A 15,143-nucleotide genomic window follows, 5' to 3' on the forward strand; every position below is an offset into this window, starting at 1 on the left:
AATGAAGCAAAAAATCAATGACCTTATCAGAGTACAAAAATCAAACCATTTAAAGGAGAAAATCCTATGACCAATGAAACAAGAATAGAACCACAACCAAAACTAGTCTGGCCGTTCCTGGCCTGGAACTTCGGCTGGACTTGGGGATTTATGTTGCTAGCTATCATTCTCAAAAATCTCTGGCCGGAAAATCCACCTATACTCTATCTGACTCTGGAAGGCCTCCTAACGAGTCTCAGTATGTTCGGACCGGTGATAGCAAGCCTAATAGTGCTGAAAATAAAAGGCTTCAAAGCCATTTGTTCCTTTATCTTCTCAAGCAAGAAAGGGACTTGGCTCTATCTCCTACTCTTCAGTGGAAGTCTGGCAGTGACTTTTGCATTAGCTTCCGGAGGCAAGCTAGTAGACGGAGCTCTGCTTTCATTTATTGGATCCTTTATCTACCTTATGACCTTGGCTGGTGGCATGGAAGAGCCTGGCTGGCGAGGCTTTCTGCAGCCGGCTTTGGAAAAGAAGTTCTCTATGTTTATCGCCTCCTCGATAACCGGACTAGCTTGGGCTTGCTGGCATATTCCTCTCTGGTTTTATGACCGCTTTTATGATCGAAGTCAGGATCCCTTTCTAGTCTTTATCATTGTAAGTATAGTCCAGTCCATCTGGTTTGCTGCACTGCATAATAAGACGAAATCTGTCCTTGCCTGTATGATTTTCCATGCCCTACTAGATATTCTAATAGCAACGTTTGTCGGCATCAACCTAGCTGATAAGTTTGATTTCTCTCAGGTTAACTCCCTCATTTACCTTGGCGGCTTGGGCATTCTGACCCTTTACAGTATTTATCTCTGGTATCGGGCGGATAAGGAGGCGAAAAATTCATGATAAAAAAATAAGAATAGCCTGATTCTAAAATTAAAAGGAGACTGCGCCGACTATCTGAACTCAGCTTATGTGAATACTAAAGTTGAACAGAAAGGAAATGCTATGAAAAAATCATTTATTCTAACGCTTTTAACGATTATAACTCTAGGACTCTTCTGGCCAATTACTGCATCGGCTGAGGAGCTTCAAAAGCTACCATCTGGTATCGAACGTGACCAGATTAGCCAGATAATCCAAGACTATGTCAAGGAACATGAAAAGACAACAGCCGGCATAGCGACGGCAGTCTTTGACAAGAATGGTACCATTTATCAAGGCAACTTTGGATACATGGATAAGGAAAAAGGCATCAAGGCTGATGATGATAGCGTTTTTGAATGGGGCTCCGTAACCAAATTAACCATCTGGGTCTCTGTCATGCAGCTCTGGGAGCAAGGTAAGATTAACCTAGAAGAAGACATCCGCACCTATCTGCCAGAGGGCTTCCTCAAAAATCTCCGCTATGACAAACCTATCACCATGTTGGATCTGATGAGTCATCAGGCAGGATTTGATGAGGTAACCATGTACCTACAAGAAGATAAAAGTATCGAAGAAATCCTTAAAGAACAACAACCTATTCAGTCTTTTGAACCCGGTACAGTCACAGCTTATTCAAATTACGGTGCTGGCTTGGCTGCTCTGATTGTCGAGCGGATCTCTGGTCAGACTTTTGCCGACTATGCCCATGAGCATATTTTCCAACCACTGGGCATGAATAAAACGGCTATTTTGCCGGATCTATCAGACAATTCCTACGTTCAGAAAAAGCGTCAAGAAACCAAAGGATACGACACTAAAGGAAACTTACTGAGCAAGGACCATTTCATCACTAGCATCTATCCTATCGGAGCTGCTACTGGCACCTTGAAAGACTTGGAGAAGTTCGCCCAAGCCCTGCTGGCTCGCAAGACGCTCTTTGAGCGCCCAGAGACCTGGAACACCCTCTATACTGCCAGTTCCACCTACCCTGACACGGATATCATCCGCAATGCTCATGGCTTTTGGGCCAACGAATACGGTACTACTGTGTTGGGCCACGGCGGAAATACACCTGGCGCTACTTCACGGATAATGCTGGACTTGGAGCACGGTATCGGCTATGTCGTCATGACCAATCAAGGTACAGAGCAAAATTATAATTTCCAAATGCCAGAGCTCGTCTTTGGACCGCGCAAAACAGCCAGTAAGGAAACCAAAGAGCAGTTCAGTCCAGGATATTATCGCACTCTGCGTAACTTTAATCAAGGGCCTCTGGCTATCTTTAAAATGATTCCAGCCTCCGCAGACTACTTGCAGGAACCATCTGACGATCAGCGATTGCCAAACAACTTCTGGACCATTTATCAGAGCCAAGGCAAGACCCGTATCGCAGTGGCTGTCGCAGACTATGAGAAAGTCTCTGACTTTGATTTCTTTAAAGACTATGTTGTTCTAGGCTTTGCCGGACTTGGTATCATCTACGCCCTCGGCCTGCTCATCATCAGCCCGCTTCTAGGAGTCTATCGGCTTATCTTTCGCAAGAAACAATACCAGCCAGACCGCACTTGGAAGGTCTGGAACCTCCTAACAGCTGTTGGTATTTTGGCTATTCCAATCAATCTCTTTCTGCTATTCATGTCAGCAACTTCAGGAGATTTCAGCGAAATCGCTCAGTGGCGCTACATGCTCTTTGCTGCTTTGGGACTCCTGCTAACCGCAGCCGCTCTGTTACCTCTCTTCAGAAAGTTCAGAGAAAAGCTCAGCAAAGGCCGCCTCTTCCTAACATCCGTGACCAGCCTATCTGCCTTAGCAGTGGCCGCTAATATCCTCTATTGGTCTCTATATCAGTGGTGGGTATTCTAATATGAAAGGAGCCAGCTATGAAAAAAACATTTTCCCTAATCCTTTTAACTTTTCTGACTATAGGACTCTTTCGGCCAATTACCGCACTGGCTGAAGAACAGAAACTCCCATCTGGTATCGAACGTGACCAGATTGGCCAGAAAATCCAAGACTATGTCAAGGAGCATGAAAAGACGACTGCTGCTATGGAAACGGCAGTATTTGACAAGGATAGCACCATTTACCAAGGCAACTTCGGTTATATGGATAAAGAAAAAGGCATCAAAGCTGACAACAGTAGCGTCTTTGAATGGGGCTCCGTGACCAAACTGACCGTCTGGATAGCTGTCATGCAACTCTGGGAACAAGGAAAGATTGACCTAGAGGAAGATATCAAGACCTATCTGCCAGAGAATTTTCTTAAAAATCTGCACTTCGATAAAGCTATCACGATGCTGGATCTCATGAATCATCAGACGGGATTTGATGAATCTCTGTCTTACACAAAAGGTGATAAAAATATAGAGGAAAATCTACGCATGCTCCAGCCTGTCCAGTCCTTTGAACCTGGAACAGTAACCTCTTATTCCAACTATGGTGCTGGGCTCGCTTCTCTGATTGTCGAGCGGATTTCCGGCCAGACCTTTGCTGACTATACCCACGAGCATATCTTCCAGCCGCTTGGCATGGACAAGACTGCTCTCCTACCGGACTTATCTGATAATCCCTATGTTCAGAAAAAACGTCAAGAATCTAAGGCCTATGATACAAAGGGAAATTCACTAGGGACAGCTTTTTATGAGTATGGTCTCTACTCAATTGGCCAAGCAGCCGGTACCTTGGAGGATTTACAGAAATTTGCTCAGGCTCTGCTGGGGCGCAAGGTTCTCTTTGAACGTCCAGAAACTTGGAATACTCTCTACACTCCCACTTCGACCTATCTAGGTACAGACATAGCCCGTAATGCCCACGGTTTTTGGATCAATGAATACGGAGTCAGCATCATTGGTCACGGCGGCAATACTGATGGTTTCAGCTCTCGTCTCATGCTAGACTTGGAAAGTGGCATCGGCTACATAGTCATGACCAATCAAAGCATGGAAGAGAATTACAACTACCAAATGCCTGAACTGGTTTTCGGAAGACGCAAAACAGCTGACGAAGAGACTCAAAAGCAGTTTACACCAGGCTACTACCGTTCTCCGCGCACCTATCTCCATGGTCCCTTGTCCTTTCTAAGACTCATGATGCCCTCAATAGAGAAGATTGACAATCCTGCTCAGAACCGAATCTTAAGTACCAATTTTTGGACTATCTATAAGAGCAAGGGAAGGATTACAATTCCCGTCGCTGTGGTGGACTATGAGAAAATCTCTGCTTTCGACTTCTATAAGGACTATATCATCTTAGGATTAGGCATCCTTGGAATTGTCTATAGTTTTGGAACGCTCATCATCAGCCTTTTATTAGGAGCTTATCGCTTGATTTCCCGAAAAACTGTTGAGCGCACAGACCGCACTTGGAAGGTCTGGAATCTACTGACTTCTCTTGGTATTCTGGCTGTTCCCCTAAACCTACTAATGATTATGATACCTTTGATGGCTGATGACCTTGATTCTCTAGCTCCTTGGCGCTACATGCTCTTTGCTGCCTTGGGACTCCTGCTAACCGCTGCTGCTCTGCTGCCGCTTTTCAGAAAATCCAGAGAAAAGCTCAGCAAGGGCCGCCTCTTCCTGACGGCCATGACCAGTCTATCTGCTTTGGCAGTGGTCGCTAATATCCTTTACTGGTCCCTCTACCAGTGGTGGGTACTTTGATAAATGAGGTGTTATTATGTTCAAACTGATTTCTGTTTGGTTAAAAATCTGGATTCCCATTCTTTTTGTTATGGGAATCGGTATTCTCTTATATCTTATCACACATTGGACCACACTAGATGCTGGAAGCAGATTTGTAGCTATAATCTATGTCATGCTCCCTTTGCACTGTCTAGAGGAATGGAGATTTCCTGGCGGTTTTCATTATAACTACAACATGCTTCGGCGCTCTCGAAAGCCCGATCGCTATCCTATGAATCAATTTTCTGATATGCTGACTATTATGTTAGCTGAATTAATTGGTATTGTCTGTCTTTTCTACGGTGTCAATCAGATCATTGTCATCTGGAATCTTATCTTTTGCTTTTTTGAAATGATTGGCCACCTGATTTTTGGGCTCAGTGTGTATCGACGTTTTCGTACAGTAGGAAAAAGAACCATTTATAACCCAGGTTTTGCGACAGCGGTTGTCTTTACGCTTCATGCTCTCTACTATGTTCTGAGCCAGTATCCTACAAATCTCCCCAGTTTGCCAATAATCATTTTAGCCATTATCAGTGGAATAGTTCTTGTAAGTAGTGTCGTTCTTATCCCTGAGCAACTGTTCAAATCAAAAGAGACCCCTTATCCTTTTGATAGCAATCGTTATTATGAAAAATATATCGCAAGAGAAAAAAACTGAATTCCCTTTCCCATTTCATAATCTTCTTTAAAAATTCTATGAGAAGTTGAAGGCATAGCTGAGTGACTAATACTCACCGAAAACCAAAAAGTTGCCTAGTTCTATTCTACTATTTTAAGTTTGGCCTTGCGGCCAACCAGACATATCTAATGTTTGTTAGCTGTTATTTCCAACTCTATCGCGACAGAAACAATAATATAGACACACCTGACCAGTCTCTCTGGCTTTCTATTTTTTGACCACTAAATTGTATTTAGTTTTTTCTTGATTTTTTATATTTTATTTATTACAATATGAACAAGTTCATAAAATGGACACATTCATATTAAAAAGGGATTTAAAAATGAAAGTAAGTAAAAAAGAGAAGAATCGTCAAGCTATTTTAGAAGTGGCAGGGGAGTTGTTTCGCTCTAAGGGCTTTGGAGCAGTTTCTATGCGAGAGATTGCAGAAGTCTGTGATATAGCTACTGGAACTCTATATAATTATTTTAAAAGCAAGGGGCAAATTTTTATTGAAATAGTTATCCAGAAGCAGTTTAAGTTGACTACAAAATTTGATGAAAATGCTGAGACTTATACAGAGCTTGTGGCAAGTATTAAAAAGCAGATTATATCTGATGTTGGCACTATAACTGAAGTTGAGAAGTCCGACTGGCAGAGCATTTTTCAAATCCTCACCTCTGATACTGATTCCAGTCAATATTTGAGCAACTTGCTGTATCTTGATAGTCAATATCTTCAATCAATTAAGACTTACTTGGAAAGCAAGGCTCATCTACTGCCAGAAAACTACCCAATCGACCTCCTGCTGGAAATACTTTATAACAATTTAGGGCTTTTGGTAATCCGATATCTTTATACGGATATGCCACCATCACTTTTAATGGAAAAAGGATTGGAACAGATAGAATTTATCATGGGGCAGGGAGGAATAAAATATTGAGAGATATTTGCACACCTAAGTTTTTACAGGAACTATTTGGACGGAAAACAAGCCTGATGACCATAGTTATAACGATGACCTTCTCTTTTCTGGTAACTGGATTACTCTGGCGTCTTTCCTTGCCAGATCAGAATTGGCCATTATGGCAAATCATCACTTTTTGCCTCTTATCTGTAGATATCAGCGGAGGAGTGATCGCTAATTTAACTCAAGGGACTAATCATTATTATCAGGAGTCTGTAAAACGACGATGTATTTTCCTCCTGATTCATATTCAGCCCTTACTTCTAGCTCTACTTTTTAATCAATCTTTACTAATCTGTACTATGGTCTGGCTTGGTGCGATGATAGGCGCTCTGTTTGTTAGCGAACTACTGAAAGATTGCAGGGAGCAAGCATTAACTGGTGCTTCTATGGCGGGGTTGGGTTGCATTCTTCTTATTAGTTACAGTAAATTGCCAATCAGTATGACAGCTCTTTTATCACTTTACCTGATTAAACTTCTATTCGCTTTTAGTGTAAATCACGATATGACCGCTTGAAGTAAAGATTATAAATAAAAGTATGCGAGTCTAAAATATGATGAACAGAAAGGAATCCCTATGTTGAAAAGAATCTTTATATTTATCCTTAAAACAATCACTTGGCTGGTAGGACTCTTAGCTCTGGCCTTATTGGCTATCTTTCTCTATCACCGCTTTCAAATAGCTCAGGAAAGCAAACTCATTGAGAAGCCGATTGGTCAGCTAGTCGAGGTAGAGGGTAAGAAGCTTAATGTCTACACTGCCGGCAAGGGCAAGAAGACTTTGGTTTTCCTAGCGGGACTGGGCACCAATGCTCCGGTGCTGGATTTCAAGGCTCTTTATTCCAAGCTAGAGGAGGATTATCGCATCGTCGTGGTAGAACGTCTAGGCTATGGTTACAGCGATGATGGGAACGATAATCGCTCATTGGATAGACAGGTAGAGCAGACACGTAAGGCCCTCAAAGCTGCTAAGATATCCGGGCCTTATGTTTTGGTTCCGCATTCGATTGCCGGTTTAGAAACGATTCACTGGGCCAATCATTACCCAGAAGAAGTAGAAGCTATTATCGGGCTGGATATGACCATGCCCCATACAGAGGTGGCTGACCAGCAGAAATTTTATGGTTCTTATCAGACTATCCAGCTGGGGAGAATGTTAGGCTTGGCTCGCCTACCGATTTTCTTTGATGAAAATAGCAGCCCAGCCATAAAGTCTGGAGCCCTCAATAATCAGGAAAAAGCTGTCTTTAAAGCCTTGTTCCACCAGCGGTCAATCACCCAGGCGGTCATGAACGAAGTCAAGGATCGGAAGAAAAATGTTGAAACGATTAACAAAGAACCCGTGCCGCAGATTCCGACTCTTATCTTTGCGGCTGTCCAGAAAGGCGGAGAAGCTCCCAAGCTAGAGGAAGAGTTTGTGGCGCAGAATGCCCAAGCCAAACTTGTGACATTAGAAGGCTCCCATTATATCCATGATGAAAAGCCAGAGGAAATCGCCCAGCAAATAAAGGAATTCTTGAAATAATGAATCTTGAAAAGTATTTAAATTTCAGTTAGACTAAAGTTCCTATTAAAAATACATCCTTAAAAAAGGCTGAGACATTCATATCTCAGCCTTTTTCCTATTTCACAGATGATCCGTTAGTCGCGATGACTTCCTTGTACCAGCCAAAGGATTTCTTCTTGGAACGTTTGAGCGTTCCCTTTCCTTCATTGTCCCGGTCCACATAGATAAAGCCGTAGCGCTTCTTCATCTCGCCAGTGCCGGCTGATACTAAATCAATACAGCCCCAGGTCGTGTAGCCCCAAAGCACCACACCGTCTTCATTGATGGCTTCCCGCATAGCCTTGACATGGGCCGCCAGATAGTCAATCCGGTAATCATCAGCCACATAGCCATTTTCATCTGGAGTATCCACTGCGCCCAGACCATTTTCCACGATAAACATGGGCTTTTGATAGCGATCCCAGATGGTATTTAACGTAATGCGCAAGCCCAGAGGATCAATCTGCCAGCCCCACTCAGAAGCTTCCAAATAAGGGTTCTTGAGAGAAGCAAAGATATTGCCCTCGGTCAGTTCATTGACCTTAGGGTCGCCCGAAGCCACCCGGCTAGAGTAGTAAGAGAAGGAAATGAAGTCCACCGTATGTTCCTTAAGCAGCTGCAAGTCTTCTTCTGTCATTTCGACAGTGATGCCCTCGCGCTCCCAAGCTTTCTTGGCGTAATGAGGATATTCGCCACGCGCCTGCACATCAATGAAGAAATAGTTTTCTCTATCTTCCTGCATGGCCGCCCAATAGTCAGCTGGATGAGCTGTATTGGGATAGTATGGACCCGCCGCTAGCATACAGCCGACCTTGTTTTCCGGGTCAATCTCATGAGCCAGCTTGGTAGCAATGGCTGACGCGACCAGCTCATGATGGGCTGCTTGATATTTGACCTGCTCCTCATTTTCGCCTTCTTCAAAGCAGAGCCCCGCCCCCATAAATGGTGCATGCAGAATCATATTAATTTCATTGAAGGTCAGCCAGTACTTGACCAAGCCCTTGTAGCGAGTGAAGAGAGTGCGGCAGAGACGCTCGTAAAATTCCAGCATCTTACGACTCCGCCAACCACCATATTGCTCAATCAAGTGCATGGGACAGTCAAAGTGAGTAATGGTCACCAAGGGCTCAATGCCATACTTGTGGCATTCCTTAAAGAGGTCTTCGTAAAATTTCAAGCCAGCTTCATTGGGCTCCAGCTCATCCCCCTTAGGAAAAATCCTGCTCCAAGCAATGGACAGACGATAGGTCTTAAAGCCCATCTCACCAAAGAGAGCAATGTCCTCCTTGAAGCGATGGTACATGTCAATAGCTTCCTTGGCTGGGTAGAAATAGCCTTCCTCAAAGTCAAACATCTTTTTCTTACCCGTGATGATGGCCAGACGGTCCTCACCAATCGGCACCACATCTACATTAGCCAGCCCGCGACCATCCGCATCATAAGCGCCTTCGCACTGGTTGGCAGCTGTCGCTCCGCCCCACAAGAAACCATCAGGAAAAGTCAATTTTTCAGTCATATCTTCCTCCTTAGTAAGATAAAAGATTTTCTATACTTTATAGTATAACAAAGTAAAATCTAAAAAACTTATAACATAATGTCGAATAATAATATTATTCTATGACCGATTGATTTCACAGCTGAAATAACAAATTCCCAATCTGGCATTTCTCGTCAGACCAGTGATAGATTTTCCTTATCAGTGCGATAAAAAATACATATTACTAAAGGTCTGTTATCTATGCTACACTAGGAACATCAAGTGTTTAAGGAGTGAGAGCCGTGAACTGGGACGTCGTCAGTGATTACTATCCCCTCTATCAAGAGGCCTTTCTTTTAACCATGTTCATCGCCTTTTGGGGGATTTTGGGATCAATTGCCGTCGGATTCTTAGTCAGTCTGATTCGCTTTTACAAGGTTCCAATTTTGAAGCCGCTAGCAACTGCCTATATCGAGTTTTCCCGCAATACCCCGCTGTTGCTGCAGCTTTTCTTTCTCTACTTTGGCTTGCCTCGTGTTGGACTCGTTCTATCCTCTGAGGCTTGTGCGACGATTGGGCTAATCTTTCTGGGCGGTTCCTACATGGCTGAGTCTTTCCGAAGCGGCCTAGAAGCAGTCAGCCAAACGCAGAGGGAAGTCGGACTCTCTATCGGCCTACGACCAGTACAAGTCTTCTACTATGTCATCCTGCCTCAGGCTGCAGCTATTGCCCTGCCTTCCTTTAGTGCCAATGTCATCTTTTTAATCAAGGAAACCTCAGTATTTTCAGCTGTTGCCTTAGCAGACCTAATGTTTGTAGCTAAGGACTTGATTGGCCTTTACTACGAGACAGATACAGCTCTGCTCATGTTGGTCATTGCTTATCTGATTATTTTGCTGCCAATTTCACTTGGCTTTAGTTGGATAGAAAGGAGGCTGCGGCGTGCAGGATTCGGGCATTCAAGTTCTCTTTCAGGGGAATAATTTCTTACGTATCTTACAGGGGCTGGGCGTTACCATTGGTATTTCCATTCTCTCGGTCATCATCTCCCTTATCTTGGGGACTATTTTTGGCATCATCATGACCTCGCAGTCAAAAGTCGTGCGCTTTCTGTCCAGAGCCTATCTAGAGTTTATCCGCGTCATGCCCCAGCTGGTTCTGCTCTTTCTGGTTTACTTTGGCCTAGCCAGAAACTTCGACATCAATATCTCTGGTGAGCTTTCAGCCATCATCGTCTTCTCTCTTTGGGGAACGGCGGAGATGGGTGACTTGGTACGGGGTGCCATTACTTCCCTGCCCAAGCATCAGTTTGAGAGCGGTCAGGCATTGGGACTGTCGCAGCGCCAGCTCTATGTTTACATTATCATCCCGCAGGTACTGCGACGGCTTTTGCCACAAGCGATTAATCTAATCACGCGGATGATTAAGACAACCTCACTCATCGTCCTTATCGGAGTCATCGAGGTCGTCAAGGTCGGCCAGCAGATCATTGACAGCAATCGTCTGTCTATCCCTTCTGCTGCTTTTTGGATTTATGGCTGCATTCTGCTGCTTTACTTCGCAGTCTGCTTTCCTATTTCTAAGCTGTCCTCTTATTTGGAAACCATCTGGAAGGAGTAACGGACACCATGTCGGAAATCATTTTAGAATTACGGGACATTCGCAAGTCTTTCGGCAGCAATGCCATCCTTAAAGGCCTGTCCCTCTCTGTCCAAAAAGGAGAGGTCGTGGTCATCCTAGGATCATCTGGCTGCGGCAAGTCGACCCTGCTTCGCTGTATCAACGGTCTTGAAAGCATCCAATCTGGTGATATTTTACTAGACGGCCAGTCCATCCTCAGCCAGAAAAAGGACTTCCATCTCGTTCGTCAGAAGATTGGCATGGTCTTTCAAAGCTATGAGCTCTTCCCCCATCTGGATGTCCTGCAAAATCTAATTCTTGGTCCCATAAAGGCTCAGGGGCGCAAGAAGGACGAGGTCATCAAGGAAGCTGAAAGTCTGCTAGAGCGGGTCGGCCTGGCGGATAAAAAGCACAGTTTTGCTCGCCAACTGTCTGGCGGCCAAAAGCAGCGGGTGGCAATCGTCCGTTCGCTCCTCATGCACCCGGAAATCATCCTTTTTGATGAGGTGACTGCTTCGCTGGATCCCGAGATGGTCCGTGAAGTGCTAGAGCTTATTAATGACCTAGCCGAGGAAGGCCGGACCATGCTGATTGTGACCCACGAAATGCAGTTCGCCCGCGCCATTGCCGATCGGATCATCTTCATGGACCAAGGTGGTATCCTCGAGGAAAATACCGCCCAGCAGTTCTTCAGCCAACCCAAAACCCAGCGAGCCCAGGAATTTCTCAATGTCTTTGACTTCAGCCATCTAGGCTGACGGCTATGCCTACCCCACCACTGATGTGGCTGCTCTTTGGTAGCTCTGTGTTTTCTTCACATTCCCATATCTTATAAAGGAGTCTCCTATGAAATTATCTAAAACAATCTTTGCTTTAACAACCCTTACTCTGGCTTTCTTCCTTGTCGCTTGCGGAACTTCCAGCAAGAAAGATGCTGGTAACAAAGACGCAGCTTCCAGCAAAACAGTCAAGGCCCGCAGTCTTGAGGAAATTAAAAAGAGCGGTAAGCTTCGTATCGCGGTTTTCAGTGACAAGAAACCGTTCGGTTATGTAGATAACAACGGAAAATATCAAGGATATGACATTTATCTGGGCGACCAACTAGCCAAAGATTTGGGTGTTAAGCCAGAGTACGTGCCTGTAGATGCTGCTAACCGAGCGGAATACTTAATCTCCAACAAGGTCGATATTACCCTAGCCAACTTCACTGTCACAGACGAGCGGAAAAAACAAGTTGACTTCGCCCTGCCCTACATGAAAGTATCTCTCGGAGTTGTATCACCAAAAGGCTCAGTTATCACCAAGCCTGAGCAGTTGGAAGGTAAGACCCTGATCATCACCAAAGGAACCACAGCTGAAACCTACTTTGAAAAGAACTATCCGAATATCAAGCTGCAAAAGTATGATCAGTACAGCGATGCTTACCAAGCCCTGCTGGACGGCCGTGGCGATGCCTTTTCTACGGACAATACTGAAGTCCTAGCCTGGGCGCTGGAAAACAAAGGCTTTGAAGTTGGCATCACTTCGCTAGGTGATCCAGACACCATTGCCCCAGCTGTGCAGAAAGGCAATACCGAGCTGCTCAACTACATTAACGAAGAAATCAAGAAACTTGGCAAAGAAAACTTCTTCCACAAGGCCTATGAAGAAACTCTCCACCCAACATACGGCGAAGCTGCTAAGGCTGATGACCTAGTTGTTGAAGGCGGAGAAGTTAAATAACCCTGCTGATATAGAGCAAGAAGTTGGACAAAACTTAATTTCTAGCCGAAATATAATAATAGTTCACATAAAAACGCATAAAATCAACACTTTTGTAATCAGTTGATTTTATGCGTTTTTTCTATTTAAACTGGCCTATTTCATTCGATAAAAATCAATCACTAGACCAGCAGGTCCTTTAACTAGCAGGGATTCTGTTCCCCAATCAGTTACAGCTGGATCGTGTAAAATCTCGGCACCAAGCTCTTTCAATCGTTGGTAATTCTGGTCTACATCTTCTACCTCGATGTGAAGAATAATTCCTGACTGAAAATTTTCTAAAGGAATCAAATGATTTTGGGACAACATGAGACAGTGACTGCCAATAGTGAACTGTGCAAAACTGTCGTCAACATAGTCTGACTTTTTATCCAAAATACGCTCCAATTCAGCACAGACTTGTGGAACATTTGAAACGATAATATCTAATTGATTTAAATTCATTTGTTATCCTCCATAAAAAGACCGGATTGCTCCGATCTTTTTAAGTTCCACTCTAAGAAAATCAAGTTATAAACAAGACATCGAACCGCAGGCAGTACCAGGGTACGGCAAGGTGAAGATGACACAGTTTACATTTGATTTTCGACGAGAGGAATTATTTAATTGCGCGTGATTGCAATCCTTCTTCTTCCAAGAAGAGGCGGAATGGTACGAGTTCTTCTGCTTCGTATTTTTCCTTGAAAGCTTTGATTGCTTCTTCTGAGTGAAGTTTTGGATCGAGTTCAAGTACTTCTACTGGAAGTGGACGATGTTGCGTGATGCGGGCATCAATAACAACAGTTTTACCTTCTTTGTTGAGCTTCACAGCTTCAGCAACAACTGCGTCGATGTCTTCGATACGGTCTACTGTAAATCCAACGGCACCTTGTGCTTCTGCGATTTTCGCGTAGTCAGCGTTAGGGAAGTCAACACCAAACAAGTGTTTGTTTGTGTCTTCGTATTTGTTCTTGATGAAGGCATACTCAGCGTTTGAGAAGACAAGGTTGATAACTGGAAGGTTGTATTGAACGTTCGTGATCACGTCTGGGTAGCACATGTTGAATGCACCGTCACCCATGATGTTCCATACTTGGCGGTCTGGGTTGTCTTTCTTAGCAGCAATACCACCAGGAAGGGCAATCCCCATTGTCGCAAAGAGTGGAGATGTACGCCACATGTTCTTAGGAGTCATGTGAAGGTGACGAGTAGATGTTTGAGTTGTGTTACCTACGTCGATTGAGTAGATAGCGTCTTGATCTGCGTATTTGTTAACTGCATTGTAAACTTGGTACAATTGCAACTCACCCTCAGTTTTACCTTCGAGTTTGTTCATGTAATCACGCCAGTTTTGGTTGTTCTTCACGTTTGCACGCCACCATGGAGTAGATTCTACTGGGTTTACTTTGTCAAGGATTGCTTTAGCTGCTTGACCTGCATCACCAAGGATAGAAGCATCAAGGGCATGACGTTTACCAAGTTTGTATGGGTCGATATCGACTTGGATGAATTTTTCAGTGTTCTTGAAGGCTTCGTAAACTTCAGCAAATGGGAAGTTTGAACCAAGGAAAAGAACTGTGTCTGCTTCAAAGACCACTTCGTTGGCTGGTTTCCAACCAACACGGTAAGCAGAACCTGTCAAACCTTCATAGTTCCATTCAAAAGCTTCAAAGTTTTTACCAGTTGTGATGATTGGTGCTTTGATTTTACGTGACAATTCAGTAATCACTTCACCAGCTTTGACACCACCGTAACCAGCGTAGATAACTGGACGCTCAGCATTGTTCAAGATTTCAACAGCTTTGTCGATTTCAACTTCGTTCAAAGCAGGAGCAATGAATGAACGTTCGTATGAACCTGAACCGTAGTATGAGTTTTCGTCGATTTCTTGGAAACCGAAGTTTACTGGAATTTCAACAACAGCTGGACCTTTTTTAGAAACTGCAGCACGGCAAGCTTCGTCGATCACTTTTGGCAATTGCTCAGCGTAAGCTACACGTTTGTTGTAGACAGCGATACCGTTGTACATTGGGTTTTGGTTAAATTCTTGGAAGGCATCCATGTTGAGTTCGTTAACTGGACGTGATCCAAGGATAGCAAGGAATGGAGTGTTGTCCATAGCTGCATCGTAAACACCGTTAATCAAGTGAGTCGCACCTGGACCACCTGAACCAACTGCAACCCCGATTGAGCCGCCAAATTTAGCTTGCATGACCGCTGCAAGAGCACCAGTTTCTTCGTGGCGAACTTGCAAGAAACGGATGTCTTTGTCTTCAGCTAAAGCATCCATGAGCGAGCTGAGTGTTCCTGATGGGATACCGTAGATGGTATCTACGCCCCATGTTTTCAATACGTTGAGCATTGCTGCAGATGCAGTAATTTTTCCTTGAGTCATAATAACTCCCCTTCAATAAAATAAATTTTCAGTTGTTGAAAACATTTCCATTTGTGAATGAAAACGCTTCAAGAAACTTTACTCTATCAATTTATCATGTTTTTCCGCTCTTGTATAAGAATATGCTCAAAGATGATATAGAACTATTACATAACA

At 44.0% G+C, this 15,143-nt stretch carries 14 protein-coding genes; 11 read left to right on the plus strand and 3 right to left on the minus strand.

The features are described from left to right. Positions 1-66 precede the first annotated feature (66 nt). The 7 genes from RP262_RS08145 to RP262_RS08175 all read left to right on the plus strand — a co-directional run bounded on the left by RP262_RS08145 (position 67) and on the right by RP262_RS08175 (position 7,734). Entirely contained in the window at positions 67-879 is an 813-nt protein-coding gene (locus RP262_RS08145) for a CPBP family intramembrane glutamic endopeptidase (protein WP_311154817.1), read from the plus strand. Positions 880-981: 102 nt separating this feature from the next. After that, positions 982-2,763, plus strand: a complete 1,782-nt coding sequence (locus tag RP262_RS08150; RefSeq protein ID WP_311154818.1) for a serine hydrolase — start codon at positions 982-984, stop codon at positions 2,761-2,763. A gap of 17 nt (positions 2,764-2,780) precedes the next feature. After that, entirely contained in the window at positions 2,781-4,559 is a 1,779-nt protein-coding gene (locus RP262_RS08155; RefSeq protein WP_311154819.1) for a serine hydrolase domain-containing protein, read from the plus strand. Positions 4,560-4,575: 16 nt separating this feature from the next. Further along, positions 4,576-5,241: an HXXEE domain-containing protein gene (locus RP262_RS08160; RefSeq protein ID WP_311154820.1), complete on the plus strand. Its 666-nt coding sequence runs from the start codon at positions 4,576-4,578 to the stop codon at positions 5,239-5,241. A gap of 343 nt (positions 5,242-5,584) precedes the next feature. Then, positions 5,585-6,184 (plus strand): TetR/AcrR family transcriptional regulator, encoded by a 600-nt coding sequence (locus RP262_RS08165; protein ID WP_175859727.1) that lies wholly within the window; start codon positions 5,585-5,587, stop codon positions 6,182-6,184. Beyond that, positions 6,181-6,726 (plus strand): hypothetical protein, encoded by a 546-nt coding sequence (locus RP262_RS08170; protein WP_311154821.1) that lies wholly within the window; start codon positions 6,181-6,183, stop codon positions 6,724-6,726. The genes RP262_RS08165 and RP262_RS08170 overlap by 4 nt, the downstream gene beginning before the upstream one ends. A gap of 60 nt (positions 6,727-6,786) precedes the next feature. Then, a complete protein-coding gene (locus RP262_RS08175; protein WP_311154822.1) occupies positions 6,787-7,734 on the plus strand; it encodes an alpha/beta hydrolase in 948 nt (315 codons plus the stop codon). A gap of 97 nt (positions 7,735-7,831) precedes the next feature. Here RP262_RS08175 and RP262_RS08180 read toward each other — a convergent pair whose 3' ends face one another. Next, positions 7,832-9,271, minus strand: coding sequence for a 6-phospho-beta-glucosidase (locus RP262_RS08180; RefSeq protein ID WP_311154823.1), 1,440 nt, complete (start codon positions 9,269-9,271; stop codon positions 7,832-7,834). A 263-nt stretch (positions 9,272-9,534) separates the two neighbouring features. On the opposite strand from RP262_RS08180, the gene RP262_RS08185 reads away from it, so the two are divergent. From RP262_RS08185 to RP262_RS08200, 4 genes are all read left to right on the plus strand, one after another. Continuing rightward, complete coding sequence (locus RP262_RS08185) at positions 9,535-10,215, plus strand: amino acid ABC transporter permease (RefSeq protein ID WP_002911196.1); 681 nt, start codon at positions 9,535-9,537, stop codon at positions 10,213-10,215. Continuing rightward, entirely contained in the window at positions 10,175-10,852 is a 678-nt protein-coding gene (locus RP262_RS08190) for an amino acid ABC transporter permease (protein WP_002911195.1), read from the plus strand. The genes RP262_RS08185 and RP262_RS08190 overlap by 41 nt, the downstream gene beginning before the upstream one ends. Before the next feature lie 8 nt (positions 10,853-10,860). Continuing rightward, positions 10,861-11,610: an amino acid ABC transporter ATP-binding protein gene (locus tag RP262_RS08195; protein WP_002907267.1), complete on the plus strand. Its 750-nt coding sequence runs from the start codon at positions 10,861-10,863 to the stop codon at positions 11,608-11,610. A gap of 88 nt (positions 11,611-11,698) precedes the next feature. Continuing rightward, positions 11,699-12,574 carry a cysteine ABC transporter substrate-binding protein gene (locus RP262_RS08200; protein ID WP_311154824.1) on the plus strand — a complete coding sequence of 292 codons (876 nt, stop codon included), beginning with the start codon at positions 11,699-11,701 and terminating at the stop codon, positions 12,572-12,574. 135 nt (positions 12,575-12,709) lie between these two features. Here the strand turns inward: RP262_RS08200 and RP262_RS08205 are convergent, their stop codons facing one another. Both RP262_RS08205 and spxB read right to left on the minus strand, forming a co-directional pair. Continuing rightward, positions 12,710-13,057 (minus strand): VOC family protein, encoded by a 348-nt coding sequence (locus RP262_RS08205; protein WP_311154825.1) that lies wholly within the window; start codon positions 13,055-13,057, stop codon positions 12,710-12,712. Positions 13,058-13,211: 154 nt separating this feature from the next. Beyond that, the gene (gene spxB, locus RP262_RS08210; RefSeq protein ID WP_311154826.1) at positions 13,212-14,987 is read right to left on the minus strand and encodes a pyruvate oxidase; all 1,776 of its coding nucleotides are present in this window, start codon (positions 14,985-14,987) and stop codon (positions 13,212-13,214) included. Positions 14,988-15,143 lie beyond the last annotated feature (156 nt).

This window comes from uncultured Streptococcus sp. (genome assembly GCF_963456385.1).
GTDB lineage: Bacteria > Bacillota > Bacilli > Lactobacillales > Streptococcaceae > Streptococcus.